Below are 22,741 nucleotides of genomic sequence, written 5' to 3' on the forward strand. Positions count from 1 at the left end.
AAGCGCTGTGTCCAATGTGTTTATGGTTCTAACCTAAAGGAGCCATTAGCATTTACATTAGGATTATTTATTTCATTGAGATTAAAATTGCCGGTAATCGTATCTAAACCATTCAAAAAAATCGCCTCAATATCGCCAGCCGCTTTGTTATTACCATGAGATGCAAAGGTAACAGCTAAATCAAGTTTACTTATATCTATTAGACCGCTGTAAGCTGCATACCAATTACCACCAGTATCGCTAAAGCTAATTTCACCCTCGGGCACCGTACCATTATCAAAATCAACCGCCATGGTCATTGCAAAGTCAGTCACTGCACCTAAACTAGAATTCACTCCAAAGCTTGTCGCTTGATAGTTAAAAACGCCTTGGCGTTGTGCTATTTGATCAACCAAAGATGCATCACTAACCGTTTGATATTGTTGCTCAGAATAAACATCAGCAATAATAACTGTCTCTGAATCAAAGTTACTTTCTACTACAATCTCAGTAACAGGATCGAGCGAGGCAGTAGCCGTTTGTTGCTCACTTTCTTTATCCTCACTTTCACTTGGGCTATCGATACTTGTTATATTTTGATCAAAAACGCGCGACGCACTAATACTTGTGAATACTTCACCAGAAGACGTTACTTGCGCAAAGGAAAACGCTTCATCGCTGCCTAAAGAAACAACTTGCTGGTTTTCGAGTGTTAAATCTATTGCGCCGTCCCAAACAGCTAAAAACACATCGCCTTCAACCAACTGAACTTCAAAATGTGTACCGCGAATACCAATAGATCCAACAGGGGTTTTTACGCTATAAGAGCCACCATTTTTTTTAATCACTCCCGAAATCGAACGCAAACCACCTTTAAGTAACTCAATTGACGCAGAACCTTGTTGGGTATTACTATCAAATTCATAATTAGCAATATTGAGCACCGAATTCTCTTTTAGCGCAATCAAGCCACCGTCAGACATTGAAAACTGAGCTTTACTTCTTTCACCAGTAGTTATGCGATCTACACCAAATACAGTGTCTCTGCGTTTTAATTGTCTTTGCTGTTCGGAGTTAGCATCTAGAGCTAAAACAGTACCTCGGGCAAGAATCGTTTTACCAGCAGGATTGGCGGCTTGTGCATTAAAACTCACACAAAGTAAGGTTGTTATCACAGGGAGTAAAAGTTTCATAAGTACCTTAAATTAGAATGAGTAAGAAACGCTTAAATTAATATCTAAGCGATCATATTCAAATAAAGATATATTACTGGTTTTATCTTGATAATTGGCCGCCAGTTGTATAGCTAAATCGTCGTTTATTAAATAACGTATGGTGCTTGTAAGCATCAGTAAATTGTCTTCACGGTCTTTTAAAAATAAAGGATGTTCATCTTGGTAATCAATCCATTGATATCCTGCAAGTGTTAGTAGTTGCCAATGTTCAGCAAGCTGAGAATTAGCCTGATAATACATGCCAAGTATATTACGACTATTTGATTTACCCGCAGGTACATCCGCATTTTCAGTTTTGATATTAATACTCACACTCTGAAACCAGCGTTGAGATACATAACTAGTTCCTGCGTTTAGTGCAATAAATGTGTTATCGAGTTTTTCATCAAGTTTATTATTCATTACACCAAAAGAAACAGCCCCAAATAAGCGAGACTTTTTAGATAATTTAAAATCAGCCCCTGTTACGAGCGACGATTCTGTTCTATAAAGTTCGCCATCAAGTATTAATGGTGTTACACCAGCTTGTACATACCAACTTAGCTTATCTTGTTTGTGTTTATAAGCTGCATTTATGTGTGTGTTAACGCGGTCATATTGTTCTAACGTTTCAAACTTATACCATGCAGTATTAACACTTAACGTTAATAAGCTTTGTTGGTCCAGAGGATGAGAGTAGCTTCCTCTATAGTTAAGCTGCATATAGTTATCATCAGTACTTTTGCTGTCTGGCGACAGTAAGAATTCGCCTAAATTAGGTATGATAATAGTATCTTCGGCTGTCCCTGCGTTTACATTGTCATCCACACCAAAAGCCAGTTGAATATTTTGCGTATAAGAGCGCCCAGCACGTTGTTGTTCAACAATGGCAGCATCAAGTAGTGATTGCGCGCTCGTTTTTATATTTTTTGGTGTATTAGCCGCGTTAATCAGTATTAGCGCTTGAGTATCTGCAGCGGGTAAGTTTTTAACCATTAAATAAGCTCGAACTAAATGTAGGCGAGCTTCGTACCATTGCGGGCTTGCCTCAACTACACGTTCAAAAGCAAAGACTGCTGTAGCTGGTTGGTTTGTTTTAAGTGCGGAAATCCCTAATAAAAAGTCAAAAGCAGGCTCGCCTAAATATTGATTTTCAATATGACTTATTTTGTAGGCTTGTTGAAACTTATGATCAGAAATTAATTGTTGTAGTTCAGTTAACAATTTAGCGTAGCTTTCGTCATTTTTAGCCAGAGCACTAACACTAACTACAGTTAAAAAACCACACAGTAAATGTGCTAGAGCCTGTTTAATCATGTTTTATCGAATAACCTATAAAAATTTTTTGCTTTATTGCCATTAGGGTCAGTTGACCTTTGCGGATTGAAATTTGTTCTATCTAGGGGCGACTTAATCGCGGCGCAAGGTTTGTAGCTTAGTGGGCTCGGTAACTGCTCCTGCGTTACTCTAATGGCTTACATCCCTATAAGAATAAATCAAAACTGCCCAATCATGCTCACGGGCCTTATTTAAAAACCAAACACGCCGCTGCAAATCTAACCTCGAAAGATAAACAAGCCCTAATAAAATGATGGTAGTAGGTAATAATTTAGCACTTTTTATAGGCATGTAAAGCAAATGAAAACATTATTTCAAAAATGTAAATATTAATATCTTCCAGCTTTTTAAATCAATAGCATAAAATTAGTGACCTATTATAGCGATAATAAAACAGCTTGATAACAAAGCATAAATTTCGTTATTCTAAATAAAATTTAACAACATTTTAGAGTAATTTAATTCGGTAAATTAGTCATGTTTTAATAAAATTGGTTTAGAACTGGTCTAGCTGTTCAGACAAGTAAGTGCAGGGGGAAATAGATTGTATTTTTAGTTATTTAAAATTACTGGGGAAATAATATGAAAATGATTATACAAAAAATAAAAAAGGAGAAAAATTGGGGCGATTGACGGGGCTTGAACCCGCGACAACCGGAATCACAATCCGGGGCTCTACCAACTGAGCTACAACCGCCACAACACACCTTGTTTGGTGTGGCGCGCATAATACATAAAATAATAAATCTTGTGAAGTCTAAAAGTGAAAAAATCAAAAAAAATAACTAATGCGTAAAATACAGTATGTAAGATGGTGATTGATTAGTGCTTAAATATGGCTACTTTAGGCCATTTAACTGGGGGCAAAACGTGTAACGAACGAGATTAGTAAAGGGAGAAGAAATATTTAAGTCTTACTTTCTTTATTAGTAAGTGCGAATGATTAAGAAACAGCGCATACCTTCTAAAAAAACGATAAATACTCAATAAATATGAAACATACTGTCGCTTTTATATATTAATTTATATAAACATAGCGTTTTTTATAGTGAAAATTCATTGTTTTTTGAGAATAAATTGTAAATGAATGTATAATATTGGCTGGAAAAACGCTTAATGAAAACTATTTGGAGTGATTATGGATTCAATATTAAACTGGCTGAACGAAAACTCAGGCCTAATTTTACATTACGGTATACAGGCGGTTGTTGCGCTTGTTATCTTTTTACTTGGTAGTCGTATTGCTAAGTTTTGTTCTAACTTAACTGAAAAAGGTTTTGCTAAAAAGAACGTAGATAAAGCGGTTGGCTCATTTGTTTCAAGCATTGTGTATACACTTGTATTTGCTGTCACTATTTTAATGGCACTTTCGCAAATTGGTATTGAAACTACGTCATTCATCGCTATTTTAGGTGCCGCAGGTTTAGCTGTTGGCTTAGCGCTTCAAGGTTCATTGTCTAACTTTGCATCTGGCGTACTAATTATTTTACTTCGTCCATTCAAATCAGGTGATTTTGTTGAAGCTGGTAGTAAAATGGGTACTGTTAAAAAAATCGAAATATTCTCAACTGAACTACGCACTCCAGATAATAAAGTAATAATTGTGCCAAATTCACAAATTATGTCGGGTGCTATTACTAATTTCTCACGTGAGTCTACTCGTCGTATCGATTTAGTTATCGGTGTTGGTTACGATGCTGATTTACGTCAAGCAAAAGAAGTATTAAAATCAGTGTTAGATGCAGAAGAACGTCTACTTAAAGACCCAGCTTATACAGTTGCTGTATCTGAGCTAGGTGATTCGAGTGTTAATTTTGTAGTGCGTCCTTGGGTTAACAGTGCGGATTACTGGCCAACATATTTCTCGCTAATGGAAAATATTAAAATTGCATTAGACGACGCAAACATTTCAATTCCATTTCCACAAATGGATGTTCATTTACACAAGCAAGACTAATTTTAGATAGGTTATTTTTTAATGAAATTAAAGCTTTTATCAATGTTAGTTGCAGCCTCTGCTGCAACTAACGCATTTGCCGAAGATGCAGAGCAAAAAACGTGGGAAGTTACCAGTGAGCTTGGTGCTATTATCACAAGTGGTAATACAGAAACAACCACGCTTAAAGGTGGTATTAAAGTACAGCACAATCTAGAAAACTGGAACAATGAGTATAAAATCGATGGAATCTTCAAAGAAGATGAAGTTGAAGATGCTGACGGTAATAAAGATAAGCAGCGTACCAACGAAAAATACTCTATTTCTGCGCAAGGTAATTACAAATTAAATGAAAAGCATGCTCACTTATTCATTTATGGTTCACACGTGTCAGATTACTTTGGCGCATACCGAAGTGAATCAGTAATTTCTGCTGGTTATGGTTTACGTTTATTAAACGAAAAAACCATGTGGCTAAGTGCTGAAATTGGTCCAGGTTATAAATATTTCGAATACCCAGATGACAGCACTGAAATTGACGACAACGGCGATTTACTTGCTGGTGAGTTTGAAGGTGAGGTGATTGCTCTAGGTAAGTTAGATTATAACTGGAAGATTTCTGATAATGCGCGCTTTACTCAGTTAATTGCAGTGGAGTATGGTGATACAAACACTAAAACGCGTTCAGAAACTGCACTACTTGCAAAAATTAATGGCTCATTACAAATGAAAGTTGCTTTTAATGTAACCAACAACTCAGATGTTGCTGATGATAAAGAAAGCACTGATACTGAAACGTCATTCACGTTAGTTTACAGTTTTTAACCAATGTAACTAAAGAAATGACATTTAAGTGACAAAAAGGGACGAAAGTCCCTTTTTTATTTGCTACTAAATAATGTATTATGGCGACCAATTTTGGTTGTAGACCTAGGGATATACCTACTCGTGAAAGTTTTTACACAATTTATTAGTGCTTTTATTCTACTTTGTAGTTTTAGTACTTTGGCTTTTACGCCAACAGCGTCTCAAATTGAGCAATTTAAAAAGTTACCTAAAGCTCAACAAGAAGCCCTCGCAAAACAGTACGGTGTTGATATAGCAACGATCACTGGTACAAACCAATCTAATAATCAAAATAATGCACAGCAGCAAAATAGTATTGGTGAGCGTGCAGAACCCGAAAAAGAAAAGCTTACAGATGAAGAGCGCTTTAAACCAAAAACAGACGAATTAAAACCATACGGTTACGAATTGTTTGCAGGTGAGCCAACTACATTTATGCCAAGCGAAAATGCCGCAGTACCAGATACATATATAGTGGGCCCTGGCGATCAATTAAAAATAAACTTTTATGGCAAAGAAAGTGACAGTTTTGAAGTTATAGTTGACCGTGAAGGACGTATTAGTATTCCAGATTTAAGCCCTGTAGAAGTGGCCGGTTTAACTTTTGCTGAAATTAAAGAATTAGTAAAAGTAAAAGTAGAGCAAGAGGTAATAGGTGTAAAAGCTTTTGTGTCGCTTGGTCAGCTTCGTAGCATGCGTATTTTAGTGCTAGGTGAGGCTTACAAGCCAGGTAGCTATAGTGTTTCTTCATTAACAACCGTTTCGCACGCATTATTTGTAAGCGGTGGCTTGTCTGATATTGCTTCTCTTCGTAATATACAAGTTAAACGAGCTGGTAACGTAGTTGCAAATTTTGACCTTTACGACTTACTTATTAATGGCGATAGCAGCAACGACATAGTACTAAAGCCGGGTGATGCAGTATTTATACCATCGGTTGGTGCTCAAGTCAGAGTTGAAGGCGCGGTTAAACGCCCAGCTATATTTGAACTAAAAAAAGATGAATCTGCTAAGCAGTTATTAGCAATGGCTGGAGGCCTTAAACCAAATGCATATGCCAAAAGCGCAATTGTAGAGCGCTTTAACTTCGATCGTAAAGAAGTGCTATCGGTCGATTTTTCAAAACCGCAAATTAACTATATTCCACAAGATGGCGACCGCATTCGTTTTAACACTGTTAGCTCTCAATACCAAAACACTATTAGCTTGATTGGCGCAGTAGCGCGCCCAGGCAATTATCAGTGGCACCAAGGTAAGCGTATTTCAGATGTACTTAAATCTATACGTGGTGATTTACTACCGCAAGCTGATTTAAGCTATGGCCTCGTAATTCGCGAAATAAATGTAAACGGCGATATAGAAGCACACCAATTCGACGTTGCTCAAGCGATTATTAAAAACCCTGAGAATAACTTACAACTTCAAGCTAATGACAAGATAGTTGTATTTAGTCGTTTTGAAGAAAAAGAAGTAGAACAAGCAGCTCTAGCAAATATGGCCCTTAGCCAAGAGCAACAAGAGCAGCAGCAAAAAGCAGAGCAATGGCATAAGTTTGAGAAAAAAGAATTCGAAAAATATATTGGAGTTAATCAAGAAGACGAAGGGCTTGTTCTTGAAGACAATAAAATACTCACTATTGCTGAAATTTCTAAGCGCAAAGCAAAAGAAGAAGAAGACCAAGAACTCAAAGCTGAAGATTATGCATTATTTAGCCGCCATAACTTATTAGCGCCTATTATTGCTAAATTTAAGCAGCAAGCATCAGTGCAGCAAGCTATGCAATTAATTGAAATCAGCGGGAATGTTACTTTTCCTGGTATTTATCCACTAATGATTGGTGGTGAGGTAAGTGACTTAATAATAGCAGCCGGTGGCTTATTGGAGTCTGCCTACGTAAAACAAGCTGAAATTACACGTATTGTAGCCAGCGATGGTTCAAAAATAGAACATTTACGATTTGACCTTGAAAGCGCTATGAAGGGCGATCTTCAAAGTAATATTACGCTACAAAGCAAAGACAGCATAAACGTATTCGCTATTCCAAACTGGCAAGAAAACGTAAAAGTAGAATTAAAAGGCGAGCTTAAATTTCCAGGTACATACACTATACGCCGTGGTGAAACGCTAACTGAATTACTTGAACGCGCGGGTGGTTTTTCAAATTTTGCAGAGCAAAAAGCAGCTGTATTTACCCGTACGTCGATAAAAGAGCAAGAGCAAAAGCAACTAGCGCGTTTATCTACAGAGCTTCGTCGTGATATAGCTTCAAAAAGCTTTCAGAACTCCGTAAGCAGTAGCACACTTTCGTATGAAGAAATGAACAAGCTGTTAAACGACCTCGCTAGTGTTGAAGCCGTAGGCCGTTTAGTTATCGATCTTCCTCGTATAGTGAGTAATCAGCAAAATTTAGTATTACAAGATGGTGACACGCTTTATGTACCAAGTAAGCGTGATTCTATAAGCATCATAGGTGAAGTTAATTACTCTACGTCTCACCTTTATCAAGCTGGTGTAAGTGTCGATGATTATCTAAATCTTAGTGGGGGTTTAAAAGAACGTGCAGCTGAAGATAGAATTTACATTATTAAAGCGAACGGATCAGTAAAAATTCCTAATACAGGTGGCTGGTTTGCAGCAAGTAATTCAGAACAGTTAGAACCCGGAGATACAATTGTAGTACCTATGGACCCCGGTCATATGGATAAGCTAACGCTTTGGAGCACTGCAACGCAGATTCTTTATCAACTAGGTGTGGCAGTCGCTGCTATTGGTAGCTTGTAATATCTAAAATAAAGTGTCCTCACAATTTGTTTGGGCATTTTATTTGTAAGAATTAAATGATGATTAAATTATTTTAAGTTAACTAGTGGGAATTTATTCGTAGCACTATCTTAAATTAATAATTCATACCAGGTATCAAATAGCTAACAGCCTTAATATGCTCTAGTGGGTTAGTAAATAATTAAAAGTAAGTAAAAATATGAAAAAAAATGAAACTTCAAATATTCCTGATGATGAAATAGATTTAACAACGTTACTTTCTGTAATTTGGAAAGGGAAGTGGGCTGTTATTTTTTCTACAGTAGTTTTATGTACTTTTTCTGTGATATATGCAGTTAATCAACCTAACATATATAAATCTGAGGCTCTATTGTCACCTGCAGAAGAGCAGAAAAGTGGTGGCCTGGGCGCGTTAGCTGGTCAATTTGGTGGTTTAGCAAGTCTAGCTGGAGTCAATTTAGGCTCGGACTCGAATAATAAAACCCAATTAGCCATCGAGGTTTTAAAATCACGCCAATTTATTAGTAACTTCATTCAAAAGCATAAGTTATTACCAAATTTAATGGCCGCAGAGTATTGGAATGCACAAGAGAATAAAATTAGATATGACCCTGAACTTTATGATGTAGCTGCTCACCAGTGGGTTAGAGAAGTATCTTCTCCATATAAATCAAAACCTTCGCTACAGGAAGCTTATAAAGAGTTCCGTAAAGTTACTTCAATATCTACAGATAAAGAAACTGGGATGATAATTTTATCAATAGAATCTATTTCACCTTACGTAGCTCAACAGTGGGTAAGTTGGTTGATTGAAGACATTAACCAAGAAATGAAATATAGGGATGTTTCTGAAGCAAATAAAAGTACGGCTTTCTTAACAAAGCAATTAAAGGAAACTAAAGTAGCTGATATACGCTCAGTGCTTTATAAGTTAGTTGAAGAGCAAGCTAAAACTATTATGTTTGCAAACGTGCGAGACGAATATGTATTTAAAACAATTGATCCAGCTTTAGTACCAGAAGAAAAATCAGGCCCTAAACGTGCACTGATATGTATATTAGGTACTTTTTTTGGGGGAATATTAGGCATTCTATTTGTAACAATAAGATACTTTACAAAAGAAAACGCTCAGTAGTAAAAATATTTAACAGAGTAAAATTTAAGGGATATTAAAGTGAAAATTTTAGTAACAGGTGGTGCTGGATTTATAGGTTCAGCTGTTGTACGTCACATAATAGAAAATACAAAAGACACAATAATTAATTTAGATAAACTTACCTATGCAGGTAATTTAGAGTCGCTTAAATCTGTTGAAAATAGCGAACGTTACTTCTTTGAACAGGTTGATATTTGTGACCGTGCGGAACTTGATCGTGTGTTTAACACCCATAAACCTGATGCTGTAATGCACTTAGCTGCAGAGAGCCATGTAGACCGCTCAATTACAGGGCCAAGTGACTTTATCCAAACTAATATTGTTGGCACTTATAACTTATTAGAAGCTGCGCGTAATTACTGGAATAATTTAGAAATTAGTGCGAAAAAAGCATTTAGGTTCCATCATATTTCAACTGATGAAGTATACGGCGACCTTCCACATCCAGATGAGCAAGAAGGTAGCCTGCCCCTGTTTACTGAGCAAACATCCTATGCTCCAAGTAGCCCTTATTCTGCAAGCAAGGCATCGAGTGACCACTTAGTTCGTGCATGGCTACGTACGTATGGCTTTCCTACAGTTGTAACCAATTGCTCAAATAACTATGGGCCTTATCATTTCCCTGAAAAGCTTATCCCATTAGTGATTTTAAATGCCCTTGAAGGTAAAGATTTACCTATTTATGGTGAGGGTGACCAAATTCGCGACTGGCTTTATGTTGAAGATCACGCTCGCGCACTTTATAAAGTAGTTACCGAAGGCGCTATTGGTGAAACTTATAATATCGGTGGTCATAATGAAAAGCAAAATATTGAAGTAGTACAAACTATTTGTAATATTTTAGATGCTCTAGTACCTAAAGACACAAGATATGCTGAGCAAATCACGTATGTAACAGACCGACCAGGGCATGATAGACGTTATGCTATTGACTCATCTAAAATGAGTGCAGAGCTAAACTGGACCCCTGTCGAAACATTTGAAACAGGTCTACGCAAAACAATTGAATGGTATTTAGCAAATCAGTCATGGTGTAAAAACGTGCAAGATGGATCATACCAACGTGAACGCCTTGGCGAAATTAACTCATAACTAAAGGAACATTTATGAAAGGAATTATATTAGCAGGTGGATCAGGCACTCGCCTTTATCCACTTACACGTGGTGTATCAAAGCAACTACTCCCAGTTTATGATAAGCCAATGGTGTATTACCCAATATCTACACTAATGTTGGCGGGGATTCGCGATATATTAATAATCACCACCCCGGAAGATAACGACAGCTTTAAACGTTTGTTAGGCGATGGTAGTGATTACGGCATAAATCTGAGTTATGCAATACAACCTTCACCGGATGGATTGGCACAGGCATTTATAATAGGTGAAGAGTTTATTGGCAACGATAATGTATGCCTAGTACTTGGGGATAATATTTACTACGGTCAATCGTTTAGTAAAACTCTAAAAAGTGCAGCAAGCCGCGAAACTGGTGCTACTGTATTTGGCTACCAAGTTAAAGACCCAGAGCGATTTGGTGTAGTTGAATTTGACGAAAATATGAAGGCTATTTCTATAGAAGAAAAGCCTGAAAAGCCAAAGTCTAACTATGCCGTTACAGGCTTATACTTTTACGATAACCGCGTAGTTGAACTAGCAAAACAAGTGAAACCTTCTCACCGTGGTGAGCTTGAAATAACAACACTAAACGAAATGTATTTAAATGATGGGACGCTCAATGTTGAATTATTAGGGCGTGGTTTTGCATGGCTCGATACAGGCACCCATGAAAGTCTTCATGAGGCTTCATCATTTGTCCAAACCATTGAAAACGTTCAAGGTTTAAAGGTGGCGTGTCTTGAAGAAATCGCATGGCGTAACGGGTGGTTAAGTACAGAGCAATTGCTTGAAATAGCCAAGCCAATGATGAAAAACGAATACGGCCAATATCTGACTCGCTTAGCGACAGAGGCAAAATAATGAAAGTACTTATTACCGGTAAAAACGGTCAAGTTGGTAGCTGTTTAGTCTCACAGTTAAGCAATATGACGGAAATTAACTTTTTGGCATTAAGCCGTGAAGAACTTGATATTACTAATGCTGAACAAGTTAGTAAAATAGTGAATGAATATAAGCCGAGCGTTATTATCAATGCTGGGGCATACACTGCGGTTGATAAAGCTGAATCTGAGGTTGAGTTAGCAAATGCTATCAATAACCTTGGGCCTAAAAACTTAGCCAAAGCAGCGGAAAAAGTAAACGCAGCGATTATTCATATTTCAACTGACTATGTTTTTGCCGGCAATAAAGAGGGTTTGTATACTGAGACTGATGAAGTAAATCCACAAGGCGTTTACGGGCAAACAAAGCTAGCAGGCGAGCAAAGCGTTGCACAAGAGTGCGATGACCATATTATTTTGCGCACAGCATGGGTATTTAGCGAATTTGGGAATAACTTTGTTAAAACGATGCTACGTTTAGCGCAAACACGCAAGACTCTCGGTGTAGTGGGTGACCAATTTGGTGGCCCTACATACGCAGGTGATATAGCTAAAACCATAGTTAGCATAGCGCAACAACTACAGCAGGGTAGTACTAAATTTGGTGTTTATAACTATTCAGGTTATCCACATGTTAGTTGGCAAGAGTTTGCAAAAGAAATCTTTGCTAAAGCGCTATCACAGCAAGAGGTTGATACACCTGTTACAGTCAATGCAATTGCAACCTCAGAGTACCAGACTCCCGCGAAGCGCCCGGCTAATTCAAAATTAGATTGTAATAAAATTAAAACTAATTTTTCTATTCAGCCGAGTAACTGGAAAGCCGCATTAAATAATATTCAACAGTATAAATAAGTAGGTTGAAAACATGAAAGTAATCGATACCAACATCCCTGATGTTAAAATTATAGAGCCTGCGGTATTTGGTGATGAACGCGGCTTTTTTATGGAAACATGGAGCCAGCAAAAATTTGAAGAGCTAGTTACTAAAAAGCCCACCTCTTTTGTGCAAGACAACCACTCTAAATCTAAGCAAGGTATTTTACGCGGCTTACATTACCAAACTGAAAATACACAAGGTAAGTTAGTACGCGTAACTTCAGGTGAGGTATTTGATGTTGCTGTTGATATACGTAAAAGCTCTGCTACATTTGGGCAATGGGTAGGGGTTTATCTATCTGCTGAGAATAAACGACAGCTATGGGTACCAGAAGGCTTTGCACACGGATTTTATGTAACTAGTGAAGAGGCTGAGTTTGTATATAAATGTACAGATTATTATAATCCTCAATCCGAGCAATCAATATTATGGAACGATGAAACTTTAAATATACAATGGCCTGTTAAAATAGATAATGTTTTACTTTCGGACAAAGATAAAAATGCAATGACATTCCTCAAAAGTACTTGTCTTTAAAAGAGTGATAAATAATATCCAATGAAAACTTTTGTAGACGCATTTAAAGACAGAGATACTTTAGTTCTATTTTTAGATCGCTTCATAATGGCTCTGAAAGGGCCATTAGTGATTATGGCTGTATTATTTAGTTTAAATGTGCGAGAGCAAGGTATCTGGTATACATTTATTAGTTTATCAGCTTTAAGCGGCATTGTTGAGTTGGGGTTTACTAGTATCATTACCCAATTTGTGAGCCATGAATATGCTTATTTAAAGAAAAAAATGGGTTTTTAATTGGAAAGCGTAATTCGATCGACCGCGCGTTTGGTTTAGTCCGTTATGCTTTGAAGTTTTATTTGTACATTGTGCCTTTAGCTGTCGTACTTTTGGTATTTGTTGGTATTTACTTTTTTGAAAACGAAAGTGACTCGATAAAATTGGCTTGGATAATCTACTGTATTTTCAATGGTGTGAACTTATTCGTTAGTCTATTACAGGCAATTTATAAAGGTTTTGATAACATTTATGAGATTCATTTAACAATAGCGTACAGTAATTTAGTTTCTCTAACCGTAATTGTTGTTGGTTTGCTTTTAGGTGGCGGGGTTTTTACTTTACCTCTTTCAATCGCTTTTTACGTACTTACATCAGTAATACTATTAAAAAGATATGCGGGAAAGCTATGTGTACAAATATATAAGCATAACATTATAAATATCCATTCATGGAAAGAGGAAATAATAACCTTACAGTCTAAGTATGCTGTTAGCTTTCTATGTGGATATTTTATTTTTAATTTATATGTGCCAATAGCATATAAGTACCAAGGTGATGTGGTAGCAGGTCAACTAGGGCTATCCATAACAATTGTTAAAGCTATTTCCACATTTTGTTATGTGTGGCTATTTTCAAAACTCCCAAAAATTAATATGTTAGCTGCTAAAGGTGAGCGTGTAGCTCTTTATAAATTATTCAAAGAGCGTTCATTGTTTACCTTAGGAACTTATATTGTGGGGGTTTTTACGATTATGCTGCTTGTTTATCTCGCTTCTTATTTTGAATTTTATAATAGCCGTATCTTAAGTTTCAGTAATATATTATTGCTCTGTTTCTCTGAGCTAAGTGTGGTATTGATGAGTATTTATGCTATTTATGTAAGAGCTCATAAATTAGAACCATTCAATATCCCTTCAATAATTACAGCACTGTCAACCGGTGCTATTGTTTTTATCTCGATGCAAGAGAAATCTATTTATCATATGTATATTTACGTGAACCTATTTCAGTGGTTAATAATGCTTCCTTTGTTTTTTTATTTTGGTAAAGAAGAGATGAATAAGTACTATTTTAAAAAGAGTAAGGGATTATAGTGAAAAATATCTTAATAATAGGTGCTTTGGGGTTTATCGGGAAAAACCTTATCGAAGAGCTTCAGTCTAAAAATGTTAATTTAGTTTTGTTGACTAGAAATCTAACTAATGCACAGCAAAAAGTTAGAAATATGAATAATGTTACTATTTTAAAATGCGATCTACAAGATATTGAAAATATTAAGAATATTATTAATAGCTACGAAATTGATACTGTAATTCACCTAGCAAGTGGATTAATACCTTCAAGTGATTTTAGTGATTTTAATCAAGAATTAAAAGAGGTTATAGAGCCTACGTATAAACTAATTCACTTACTAGCGTCTAAAAATATTAAGTTTGTTTATTTTTCGTCTGGGGGCACTATCTATGGAAATACTGACTCAGATAGAGTATGTGAGACCAACGCCTTAAATCCAATAAATTACTATGGGTATAGCAAACTACTGATTGAAAATTTCATACGTTTTGTCGCGAGAAATAGTGATCTAAACTATTTAATATTACGACCATCTAATGTTTATGGAAGATACCAACCAAAAGATAGAAATCAAGGATTTATTGCTGTTGCAATCAATAAACTATCTACTAGCTCCCCTTTAACACTTTATGGAAAAGGGGAAATAATTAGAGATTATATAAATGTTATTGATCTTATTAATATCACTGTACAGCTATTAGACCAAGGTACTTCTAGAGAAGTAATTAATATTGGTTCTGGGACTGGAATGTCTCTTAATCAAATAATAGAAATAATCGAAAATATAACTAAGAATAAATTAATCATATTATCTGAAGAGAAGCGATTGGTTGATACAAAAAAGATAGTGCTGAATATTGATAAGTTAAATGGATATGTTAATTATACTCCTAAGAGCCTGAAGCAAGGAATAGAGGAGTTATTATATTGCAAGCAAATTTAATTTCTGAACAATTATCTATAGCAATACCTACTTATAATAGAGCTGATATTTTAAAAGAAAATATACTAAAAATGTTGCCAGAATTACGAGCATACAATATATGTATCTATATTTCTGATGATAGCTCAAACGATGATACATTAAACATGGTTGAGTTACTGAAAAATACATATAATAATATTGTATATTGTAGAAATGTACCCTCTTTAGGCCATGATAGAAACTGCATAAGAACCCTGTCTATGCCAACGCAAGAATATATTTGGTATCTAGGTGATAGTATGTATATTGAAAATGGTGGTATAGCTCAGCTTTTACAAAAAATTAACGCTGTTAAATCAGATTTTTATGTAACAAATGTTCGAGAACGAAATTTCACACACCCAAGTCAAATATATACAGATACTAGACGATTGTTTTCTGAGTTAGCATGGCATTTAACTTTAACTGGCTGCTGTATATATAGGCGACAAGTTATAGAGCAGATTGATACAGTTGGTCTTGCTAAAAACTTCCCACAATCACAAATTATATTTAATAGAGTTGTAGAGTCTTGTAATTTAACTTTTATCGATGAAGTAAAAGTAGCTACAAATATTAATAAAGCTAAAAGTTACTGGGAAGCAGAAATATTCAATGTCTTTGGTAATGATTGGATTAGTCTGATTGATAGTGTTTATAAAGTAAATCCTACTGCTTTTGAGCGTATTAAAGTTATAAAAAGTCATTCTAAGTATACAGGAATATTTGGCCTAAAAAACATGATAAAACTCAGGTTTTTAGGTGTTTTGACGTTAAGTAGTTATTTGAAAAATAAGGATAATATAAAATTAGCATCACACATTAATAAATTTGTTATATGGGGGTTGTTATTCACTCCTCGCTTTATATTTATATTAATTAAATTTTTCCATGATCAAAAAATAATTTCGAAAAATAAATAGAAGCAGATTGTAGTGTACGCTATAAAATTTATAGTTTACATGCAGTTTTTATCTGATACCTAAGGTGTATATATCAAGATGGCCACAAATCTTTTAAGTTTGGTTGTTATATTTTACAAACCAGAGCAAGACCACATAAATAATGTTGTTAAATTATCAAAGGATTACAATGTTATTGTAGTTGATAACACTCCTGAACCTACGGAGTACAATTTTTGTAATTCAATCACTTTAATTACATTAAATGACAATGTAGGGATTGCTAAAGCTCTTAATATTGGAATTGAGAGTGCTCAGCAACAAGGAAATAAGTATTGTTTATTATTGGATCAAGATAGCGTACCTAAATTAGATTTGGTTAATGGCTTGGTTACATTTTATGAAGAGCATGAAGCACCTAATGAAATTGCTTTGGTAGCGCCTTGCTATCATGATAAGGCATTAGGCCTTGACGCAGCATTTATACAGAAACGAAAGTTCCTGATGGGAAGAGTGCCTGCAAATGGTGACAGCCCAATTGATGTTTCGTACGTAATAAGTTCAGGAACTTTAATTAATTTAGCCTGTTACAGTGAAATTGGCTCAATGAATGAAGATTTGTTTATCGACTTTGTTGATATTGAGTGGTGTTTGCGTGCCCACCAAAAAGGTTATAAAGTACTTGGCCTGCCTTGGCTAAAAATGGAACATGAAATAGGCGAAAAGCCAGTGATCTTTTTAGGGAAAAAATATGTGAATCACTCACCTATAAGACATTACTATTACTTCAGAAATATTTTTATGCTACTAAGGATGTCACACATCCCATTTCAGTGGAAAATTTCTGAATTACTTAAAATAGCCCCACGATTTTTTGTTTATGCTGTTTCTACTACAGATAAACCAGCACACATTAAACATATGTTAAAAGGTATTTATCATGGTGTGTTAGGTCGTTTTGGTAAGTTTAATGGTTAATTCTGGGTTGGAATATAATAAAAAAACACCTTTTCGTTGAAAAAGTGTTTTGTACTCTTATTATATATTTCACTGTCTTTCTTATTATTTTTTTGTAAGAGACGTTGAAAATTCACAAGATTATGATAACTATTTAAGTTGGTACTTTAGCTCTATAAAGGAATCGAGTACAGGTAGCGTACTTTCAATTAAAGATCCCGCATTTTATTTTTTTCTAACTTTTCTGCTTTATTTGATGGTGGTGTATATTTTGTAATTATTATATTTGTTAGTATTTCAATATTTTCTAAAGTTTTTTTAATAGCAAAGTTCGATACAGCTATAATAGCCACATTCTCACTATTATATTTCTGTAAGTTTTTTTTTACTTTAGAGTTAACTCAATTTAGAGCAGCGGCTGCAATTGGACTTTCCTTAGTTTCTTTATCTTTTTATATGGACAGGAAATTTTTCAGTAGTTTTTTTATACTGTTAATTTCATTGTGTTTTCATCTGTCAGCTTTCCTAATTGTACTTACTATACCAATCTTATTTTTGGTTAAAAAAGATAAATACGAAAAAACTATCGTTTTACTTTTTGTTTTTCTCATGCTCTTAGGTATTATGTTTCCTATGGACTTGAGTTTTTTCGTTTTCCTACCTGTTATTGGTGAACGATTGGTGCCATATTTCGATGCTTCATATAAAGTCGTTGCCTTGAGTCTACTTAACTCTTATTTACTAATTAAAATAACATTATATACTTTATATGTTTTATGGTTTTATATTTGGAGAGATGAAAAAGTAAAAAGCATGAATCGATATTATTTACAGCTTTTCTTTTGTTTTTCCTGCTTAGGAACTTTTTTCTTTATATTTTTCCGATTAAACGATTCAATAGCTCTTAGGCTATCAGAGTTTTTTTCTGTGTTCGATTCTGCTTTTTTGCTTTCTTATCAAAAGTATTTTCTAAAGAATCTAAGGTTTATTTTCGGTTTTTTTTACTTTTTTTAAGTTGCGCCTTTTTATATTCATCTATGAATTTAATTACTTAAATTCATCGCTCTGGAAAAATAAAATTACTTTTAATTTAGTCTTAATTATATGTTCTTTTAATCAGGGGTGATGTTTTTTGAGTAGTTAGGTTTTGTATTTTTATTTAAACTATTTTATGGAAGGAAAATGTCTAAAATAATTATCGGAATAGTCTCTCATGACCATTACGACTATATTTCAAAAAATGAAGAGCTGTTAAAAATAGCAGAACTCAATAGTGTATATGTTGTTATAAAAGACAATATCAAAGAAAGTAAGCTTGAAAGCTATGTTAAAAATCATAATCTTGAATATGTGACCACTAATAAAATGTTAGGTTTTGGTGAAAATAATAACTTTATCTTTAATTATGCAAAACAAAAATTAAATGCAAATAATGAAGATTGGTTTATTATATTTAATCCAGATGTATTTATTACACTAGATGAATTTAAAAAGCTCATAGTTAGCTTAACTACTCAGGATGGAACTTTTTTGCCCCAAACCTTTTTAAAAATGATGAGCTGGTTGAAAGTGAAAACTCAGTACGTTATTTTCCAAAACTAATTAACTTGTTTAATCCATTTTTAATGAAGCCTATAAATTTACCTTATAATAAAGATACGTTAAATGAGGGTGATATTGTTGAGTGGGCATCAGGTGCTTTTTTATGTATAAAATGTTCCGCATTTGAATTAGTAAATGGGTTTAATGAAAAATACTTTATGTATTACGAAGATGTAGATCTTTGCTATCGGCTAAATAAAGCAGGTATTTTGCTTAGGTTTTTTAAGAATGTAAGTGCTGTACATAAAGGCGAATACAAAAATAGAAGTATATTTTCAAAGCATTTTTTATGGTACCTGAATAGTTTAACCCGTTTTTTGTTTACGAAAAGGTAAGTATCGCTAGTGTATAATGTATTATTAACCGGTAGCACAGGTTTTGTTGGTCAGCACTTAATCCCTGAGTTAAAAGATGATTACGTGCTGAGCTATATTAATCGCTCAGATAATGGGTATCCTAATCAGCATATTGCTAATATTGACGCTGATTCTGATTACACTAGAGCGCTAAAAGAAATTAATGTAGTTATTCACTGCGCCGCACGCGTTCATATAATGGCAGAAAAATCTGAAAGTCCTCTAGATGAGTTCAGGGCAGTAAATACTCAGGGGACATTAAATTTGGCTACTCAGGCGGCTCGTGCTGGTGTTAAACGTTTTATATTCGTAAGTACAATCAAAGTAAACGGGGAAAGTACAACAGGCCGAGCTCCTTTTAACGAACAAGAAAGCGCCCCAGAAGATCCATACGGTATTTCTAAAGCAGAGGCAGAGCAACAATTGCTAGTTTTAGGGAAACAAACAGGTATGGAAATAGTAATTATAAGGCCTCCTTTAATATATGGGAAAGGGGTAAAAGCTAACTTTGCATCTCTAATGAGTTTAGTGAATAAAGGATTTCCTTTACCCTTTAGGGCGATAAATAAAAATAAACGTAGCTTGGTGTCTGTTTATAATTTAGTTGATCTTATTAAGCTCTGCATAATACACCCTAATGCCGTAAATCAAGTGTTTTTAGTAAGTGATGATCATGACCTGTCCACTGCTGAAATGATACAATTAATGGCTAAAGTTCAGGGTAGGTCAAACTTAGCGCTACCAGTACCGCCGACGTTATTTTCACTGGCTGGTTCATTACTAGGTAAAAAACAAGTAGTAGATCGTTTAATAGGGTCTCTACAAGTGGATATAACTTACACAAAAAATACACTTAATTGGGCACCACCATATTCAGTTGAAGATGGTTTTAAGTTCTCAGCAAAAAATTAATAGGTTAATTAATGATTCGTATACTCGACATTTTGTTTTCATTAGCAGGTTTAGTGTTTGCTCTGCCATTTTTAATAATTTTATACATTATTGGCCTTTTCGATACAGGGTCGCCTATATTCAAACAAGAGCGAGTGGGGCGCAATAAAAAACCATTTACCTTAGTTAAATTTAGAACTATGAGTATAGATACCGCGTCTGTAGCAAGTCACCTAGCAAGTACATCATCTATTACGCCATTTGGTGGTTTTTTACGTAAAACTAAATTAGATGAATTACCACAGCTGTGGAATGTACTAAAAGGTGAAATGAGTTTGGTTGGACCTCGCCCAGGACTGTTTAATCAAGGCGAACTAACAAAAGCTCGTGATGCTAAAAATATCTATGATGTACGCCCAGGAATAACGGGTCTTGCACAAGTAAATGAAATAGATATGTCTACGCCAGAATTACTCGCTGAAACAGATAGTAAAATGATTAATACTCTAAACTTAAAATTATACTTTGCTTACATACTCCAAACAGTAACAGGTAAAGGAAGTGGAGATCGAGTAAAGTAACTACTTAAGTATTACAATATTTAACAAATTATAACCAAATACATAAAGACTATATAAATATTTACATATAGTCTTTAACTATTAAGTGCAATAGCGGTTCGTCTTGTAGTAAAATTGTAATCAATAGAATAGTAGTAGCGCTGCTAACTTCAGGGAAATGTATTGTGTTTTTAAAATTCTTAGTTAATTTACCTCGTCCCCAAAAAAGAGTTGTTTCTCTCCTCATTGATAGTGTATTTATAGTAGTCGCTTTTTGGCTTGCATTTTTGTTAAGGCTAGATAGTACAGCTGTCCTGAAAAGCGCACATACATGGACATTGCTTTGCGTTTTACTTCCATTAAGTTTATTAAGTTTTGTAAAACTTGGTTTATACAGAGCAGTACTGCGTTATATGAACTCTCAGGCTATGTGGGCTATTATTGCAGGAGTTATACTTTCAACAGTTTATTTGACTGTTTTATCTTTTTTCTAAGTGCGCCAGTACCGCGCACCGTTCCTTTTATTTATGCTAGTTTTTGTATTTTATTTGTAGGTGGCGCAAGGTTAACAGTACGTGCAGTAGTTGGGCAGATTACTATGCGGCGCAAAGAAGGCGTAATAATATACGGTGCAGGCTCAGCTGGACGTCAACTTGCTACAGCACTTGCTAATGGTCCTGAATATTCTCCTGTTGCTTTTATAGATGACGATCCGAAAAAACACTTATCGCTAATACAAGGTATTTGTGTACATGCCCCCTCGCAAATAGCTGCAATTGCAAAGCAAAAGTGCGCCAACAAAATTTTACTAGCGTTACCTAGTACATCGCGTAGCCGCAGAAAAGAAATACTAAATGCGATTGAAAAATTTAAACTACAGGTAATGACCATCCCAGGCATGGCTGATATTGTGTCTGGTACTAACAATTTAGATGAAGTAAAAGACGTTGAAATAGAAGATCTACTTGGGCGTGACTCCGTTGAACCTAGAGATGATTTGATGGCGGCAAATATAGCTAATAAAGTTGTTATGGTGACAGGAGCCGGTGGTTCAATTGGTTCTGAGCTTTGTAGGCAAATAGTAAAAAGTAGCCCTACTAAAATAGTGTTATTTGAACTTTCTGAATTTGCGTTATACGCAATAGAAAAAGAGTTATCTGAATATTGCATTAGCAATGGCTTAAATATAGAAGTTTTGCCAATACTTGGATCAATCCAAAATAAAAAGCTAGTAGAGTCAACATTCTCAACTTTTGATGTACAAACTGTTTATCATGCGGCTGCATATAAGCACGTTCCTTTAGTTGAGCACAATGTAGTAGAAGGTGTACGTAATAATGTTTATGGCACATACAATGTAGCAACGGCTGCAATATTCACTAACGTAGAAACTTTTGTACTTATATCTACAGATAAAGCAGTACGCCCAACCAACATAATGGGAACAACAAAACGTATGGCTGAGCTTGTCTTGCAAGGTTTATCTGAAATTCAAAGTACAACACGTTTCACCATGGTTAGATTTGGTAATGTTTTAGGTTCATCGGGTTCTGTTGTGCCACTTTTTAGAAAACAAATTAAAGCGGGTGGCCCAATAACACTCACCCATCAAGACATAACCCGCTATTTTATGACCATTCCTGAAGCTGCTCAACTAGTTATTCAGGCTGGTGCAATGGGGGTAGGAGGTGATGTATTTGTGCTCGATATGGGTGAGCCTGTAAAAATTAAAGATTTAGCAACCAAAATGGTTCATTTATCTGGGCTTGAGGTAAAACATGAAAAACGCCCGAATGGCGACATAGAAATAAAATGCACCGGTTTACGACCTGGCGAAAAGCTTTTTGAAGAGCTACTTATTGGCGATAATGTTATTGGTACTGAGCACCCTAGAATTTTAAGCGCGCAAGAAATAAAAATGCCATGGGCAGAGCTTGATCCGTTTTTAGATAAACTTAAAATTGCATGTGATGAGTCTGATCATCCTGAAATACGTAAATTATTGTTAACAGCACCAACTGCATTTTCACCAACAGATGGTATTTGCGACTTAAACTGGAAGCAAAAATATAATACACAATCTAACATTACGGTTTTACCAACGGCAACTAGTAACTAAATGAATATAGGTGCAAATTTACTTTGCACCTATATTCCCTACAGCGTTATTTGCACACCCCTTCTTAACCAAGTACAATCTGCCCTCACTCAATTTACATCCTTACTATAGAAAGCTAGCAATAGCCTTGATTAATAAAAGAGAATAATAATCGGCTTTTTAATCAATAGGTAAAGTGTTTTTAAGTTTTTCACTAAAGTACTGGTTAAAGCTTGTGGCGCTAAACAAGCTATTTTATTTTTAAGTTATTTATTCCAGCTCATTTAATACTACCAGTAAATATATTCGCTAAAAAGTAAACGCAGCACTGAGATTTTAGGTTGAAAATAAATCAGTATGCAAACTTTTAACTAGGGGTAGAGGATAGGGCGAAAGTGAAAACCTAAGAATAA

The 22,741-nt window shown here is 35.1% G+C and carries 20 protein-coding genes, 1 tRNA gene and 1 pseudogene; 18 read left to right on the top strand and 4 right to left on the bottom strand.

Annotation, left to right across the window (positions count from 1 at the left end):
- Window positions 1-20 precede the first annotated feature (20 nt).
- The 3 genes from P4S71_RS11595 to P4S71_RS11605 all read right to left on the bottom strand — a co-directional run bounded on the left by P4S71_RS11595 (window position 21) and on the right by P4S71_RS11605 (window position 3,228).
- Window positions 21-1,172 carry a FecR family protein gene (locus tag P4S71_RS11595; RefSeq protein ID WP_337150702.1) on the bottom strand — a complete coding sequence of 384 codons (1,152 nt, stop codon included), beginning with the start codon at window positions 1,170-1,172 and terminating at the stop codon, window positions 21-23.
- A 12-nt stretch (window positions 1,173-1,184) separates the two neighbouring features.
- Window positions 1,185-2,510, bottom strand: a complete 1,326-nt coding sequence (locus tag P4S71_RS11600; protein ID WP_337150703.1) for a DUF2860 family protein — start codon at window positions 2,508-2,510, stop codon at window positions 1,185-1,187.
- Between the two features lie 642 nt (window positions 2,511-3,152).
- Window positions 3,153-3,228: transfer RNA gene (locus P4S71_RS11605), tRNA-His, on the bottom strand.
- 441 nt (window positions 3,229-3,669) lie between these two features.
- Between P4S71_RS11605 and P4S71_RS11610 the strand changes: the two genes are divergently transcribed.
- The 13 genes from P4S71_RS11610 (at window position 3,670) to P4S71_RS11670 (ending at window position 16,842) form a co-directional block, all read left to right on the top strand.
- Window positions 3,670-4,488: a mechanosensitive ion channel family protein gene (locus P4S71_RS11610; RefSeq protein WP_008133554.1), complete on the top strand. Its 819-nt coding sequence runs from the start codon at window positions 3,670-3,672 to the stop codon at window positions 4,486-4,488.
- Window positions 4,489-4,509: 21 nt separating this feature from the next.
- A complete protein-coding gene (locus P4S71_RS11615) occupies window positions 4,510-5,292 on the top strand; it encodes a DUF481 domain-containing protein (RefSeq protein ID WP_007376723.1) in 783 nt (260 codons plus the stop codon).
- Between the two features lie 123 nt (window positions 5,293-5,415).
- A complete protein-coding gene (locus P4S71_RS11620; protein WP_337150704.1) occupies window positions 5,416-8,094 on the top strand; it encodes an SLBB domain-containing protein in 2,679 nt (892 codons plus the stop codon).
- A gap of 199 nt (window positions 8,095-8,293) precedes the next feature.
- A complete protein-coding gene (locus P4S71_RS11625; RefSeq protein WP_337150705.1) occupies window positions 8,294-9,229 on the top strand; it encodes a Wzz/FepE/Etk N-terminal domain-containing protein in 936 nt (311 codons plus the stop codon).
- Window positions 9,230-9,268: 39 nt separating this feature from the next.
- Window positions 9,269-10,342: a dTDP-glucose 4,6-dehydratase gene (gene rfbB, locus P4S71_RS11630; protein WP_337150706.1), complete on the top strand. Its 1,074-nt coding sequence runs from the start codon at window positions 9,269-9,271 to the stop codon at window positions 10,340-10,342.
- A gap of 14 nt (window positions 10,343-10,356) precedes the next feature.
- Window positions 10,357-11,229 carry a glucose-1-phosphate thymidylyltransferase RfbA gene (gene rfbA, locus P4S71_RS11635; RefSeq protein ID WP_337150707.1) on the top strand — a complete coding sequence of 291 codons (873 nt, stop codon included), beginning with the start codon at window positions 10,357-10,359 and terminating at the stop codon, window positions 11,227-11,229.
- Window positions 11,229-12,104: a dTDP-4-dehydrorhamnose reductase gene (gene rfbD / locus P4S71_RS11640; protein WP_337150708.1), complete on the top strand. Its 876-nt coding sequence runs from the start codon at window positions 11,229-11,231 to the stop codon at window positions 12,102-12,104. Before rfbA ends, rfbD begins: the two co-directional genes overlap by 1 nt.
- Window positions 12,105-12,117: 13 nt before the next feature.
- A complete protein-coding gene (gene rfbC / locus P4S71_RS11645) occupies window positions 12,118-12,666 on the top strand; it encodes a dTDP-4-dehydrorhamnose 3,5-epimerase (protein WP_182748079.1) in 549 nt (182 codons plus the stop codon).
- A 21-nt stretch (window positions 12,667-12,687) separates the two neighbouring features.
- Window positions 12,688-12,942: a hypothetical protein gene (locus P4S71_RS11650; protein ID WP_337150709.1), complete on the top strand. Its 255-nt coding sequence runs from the start codon at window positions 12,688-12,690 to the stop codon at window positions 12,940-12,942.
- 71 nt (window positions 12,943-13,013) lie between these two features.
- Window positions 13,014-14,018 (top strand): hypothetical protein, encoded by a 1,005-nt coding sequence (locus tag P4S71_RS11655; protein WP_337150710.1) that lies wholly within the window; start codon window positions 13,014-13,016, stop codon window positions 14,016-14,018.
- Entirely contained in the window at window positions 14,018-14,941 is a 924-nt protein-coding gene (locus P4S71_RS11660; RefSeq protein WP_337150711.1) for an SDR family NAD(P)-dependent oxidoreductase, read from the top strand. Before P4S71_RS11655 ends, P4S71_RS11660 begins: the two co-directional genes overlap by 1 nt.
- Complete coding sequence (locus P4S71_RS11665; protein WP_337150712.1) at window positions 14,926-15,885, top strand: glycosyltransferase family 2 protein; 960 nt, start codon at window positions 14,926-14,928, stop codon at window positions 15,883-15,885. The genes P4S71_RS11660 and P4S71_RS11665 overlap by 16 nt, the downstream gene beginning before the upstream one ends.
- Window positions 15,886-15,963: 78 nt before the next feature.
- Window positions 15,964-16,842, top strand: coding sequence for a glycosyltransferase family 2 protein (locus tag P4S71_RS11670; RefSeq protein ID WP_337150713.1), 879 nt, complete (start codon window positions 15,964-15,966; stop codon window positions 16,840-16,842).
- A 188-nt stretch (window positions 16,843-17,030) separates the two neighbouring features.
- Here the strand turns inward: P4S71_RS11670 and P4S71_RS11675 are convergent, their stop codons facing one another.
- Complete coding sequence (locus P4S71_RS11675) at window positions 17,031-17,174, bottom strand: hypothetical protein (RefSeq protein WP_337150714.1); 144 nt, start codon at window positions 17,172-17,174, stop codon at window positions 17,031-17,033.
- Here P4S71_RS11675 and P4S71_RS23130 point away from each other — a divergent pair.
- The 5 genes and pseudogenes from P4S71_RS23130 (at window position 17,104) to P4S71_RS11695 (ending at window position 22,349) form a co-directional block, all read left to right on the top strand.
- Complete coding sequence (locus P4S71_RS23130; RefSeq protein WP_442961715.1) at window positions 17,104-17,835, top strand: EpsG family protein; 732 nt, start codon at window positions 17,104-17,106, stop codon at window positions 17,833-17,835. The two genes, P4S71_RS11675 and P4S71_RS23130, sit on opposite strands and share 71 nt — an antisense overlap.
- Window positions 17,836-18,003: 168 nt before the next feature.
- Window positions 18,004-18,423: a hypothetical protein gene (locus P4S71_RS11680; protein ID WP_337150715.1), complete on the top strand. Its 420-nt coding sequence runs from the start codon at window positions 18,004-18,006 to the stop codon at window positions 18,421-18,423.
- A gap of 344 nt (window positions 18,424-18,767) precedes the next feature.
- Window positions 18,768-19,691 (top strand): UDP-glucose 4-epimerase family protein, encoded by a 924-nt coding sequence (locus tag P4S71_RS11685; protein WP_337150716.1) that lies wholly within the window; start codon window positions 18,768-18,770, stop codon window positions 19,689-19,691.
- A gap of 11 nt (window positions 19,692-19,702) precedes the next feature.
- Window positions 19,703-20,251 carry a sugar transferase gene (locus P4S71_RS11690; protein ID WP_337150717.1) on the top strand — a complete coding sequence of 183 codons (549 nt, stop codon included), beginning with the start codon at window positions 19,703-19,705 and terminating at the stop codon, window positions 20,249-20,251.
- Window positions 20,252-20,415: 164 nt separating this feature from the next.
- Window positions 20,416-22,349 (top strand): annotated as a pseudogene (locus tag P4S71_RS11695) (polysaccharide biosynthesis protein).
- Window positions 22,350-22,741 lie beyond the last annotated feature (392 nt).

The sequence above is a fragment of the Pseudoalteromonas sp. B62 genome, assembly GCF_037162565.1.
In the GTDB taxonomy this organism is placed as follows: Bacteria; Pseudomonadota; Gammaproteobacteria; order Enterobacterales; family Alteromonadaceae; genus Pseudoalteromonas; species Pseudoalteromonas fuliginea.

Bases quoted from the DNA above. Each gene is read 5' to 3' on its own strand.
- P4S71_RS11595 (WP_337150702.1), bottom strand. From the start codon at position 1,172: ATGAAACTTTTACTCCCTGTGATAACAACCTTACTTTGTGTGAGTTTT.
- P4S71_RS11600 (WP_337150703.1), bottom strand. From the start codon at position 2,510: ATGATTAAACAGGCTCTAGCACATTTACTGTGTGGTTTTTTAACTGTA.
- P4S71_RS11610 (WP_008133554.1), top strand. From the start codon at position 3,670: ATGGATTCAATATTAAACTGGCTGAACGAAAACTCAGGCCTAATTTTA.
- P4S71_RS11615 (WP_007376723.1), top strand. From the start codon at position 4,510: ATGAAATTAAAGCTTTTATCAATGTTAGTTGCAGCCTCTGCTGCAACT.
- P4S71_RS11625 (WP_337150705.1), top strand. From the start codon at position 8,294: ATGAAAAAAAATGAAACTTCAAATATTCCTGATGATGAAATAGATTTA.
- rfbA (WP_337150707.1), top strand. From the start codon at position 10,357: ATGAAAGGAATTATATTAGCAGGTGGATCAGGCACTCGCCTTTATCCA.
- rfbD (WP_337150708.1), top strand. From the start codon at position 11,229: ATGAAAGTACTTATTACCGGTAAAAACGGTCAAGTTGGTAGCTGTTTA.
- rfbC (WP_182748079.1), top strand. From the start codon at position 12,118: ATGAAAGTAATCGATACCAACATCCCTGATGTTAAAATTATAGAGCCT.
- P4S71_RS11650 (WP_337150709.1), top strand. From the start codon at position 12,688: ATGAAAACTTTTGTAGACGCATTTAAAGACAGAGATACTTTAGTTCTA.
- P4S71_RS11670 (WP_337150713.1), top strand. From the start codon at position 15,964: ATGGCCACAAATCTTTTAAGTTTGGTTGTTATATTTTACAAACCAGAG.
- P4S71_RS11680 (WP_337150715.1), top strand. From the start codon at position 18,004: ATGTCTAAAATAATTATCGGAATAGTCTCTCATGACCATTACGACTAT.
- P4S71_RS11690 (WP_337150717.1), top strand. From the start codon at position 19,703: ATGATTCGTATACTCGACATTTTGTTTTCATTAGCAGGTTTAGTGTTT.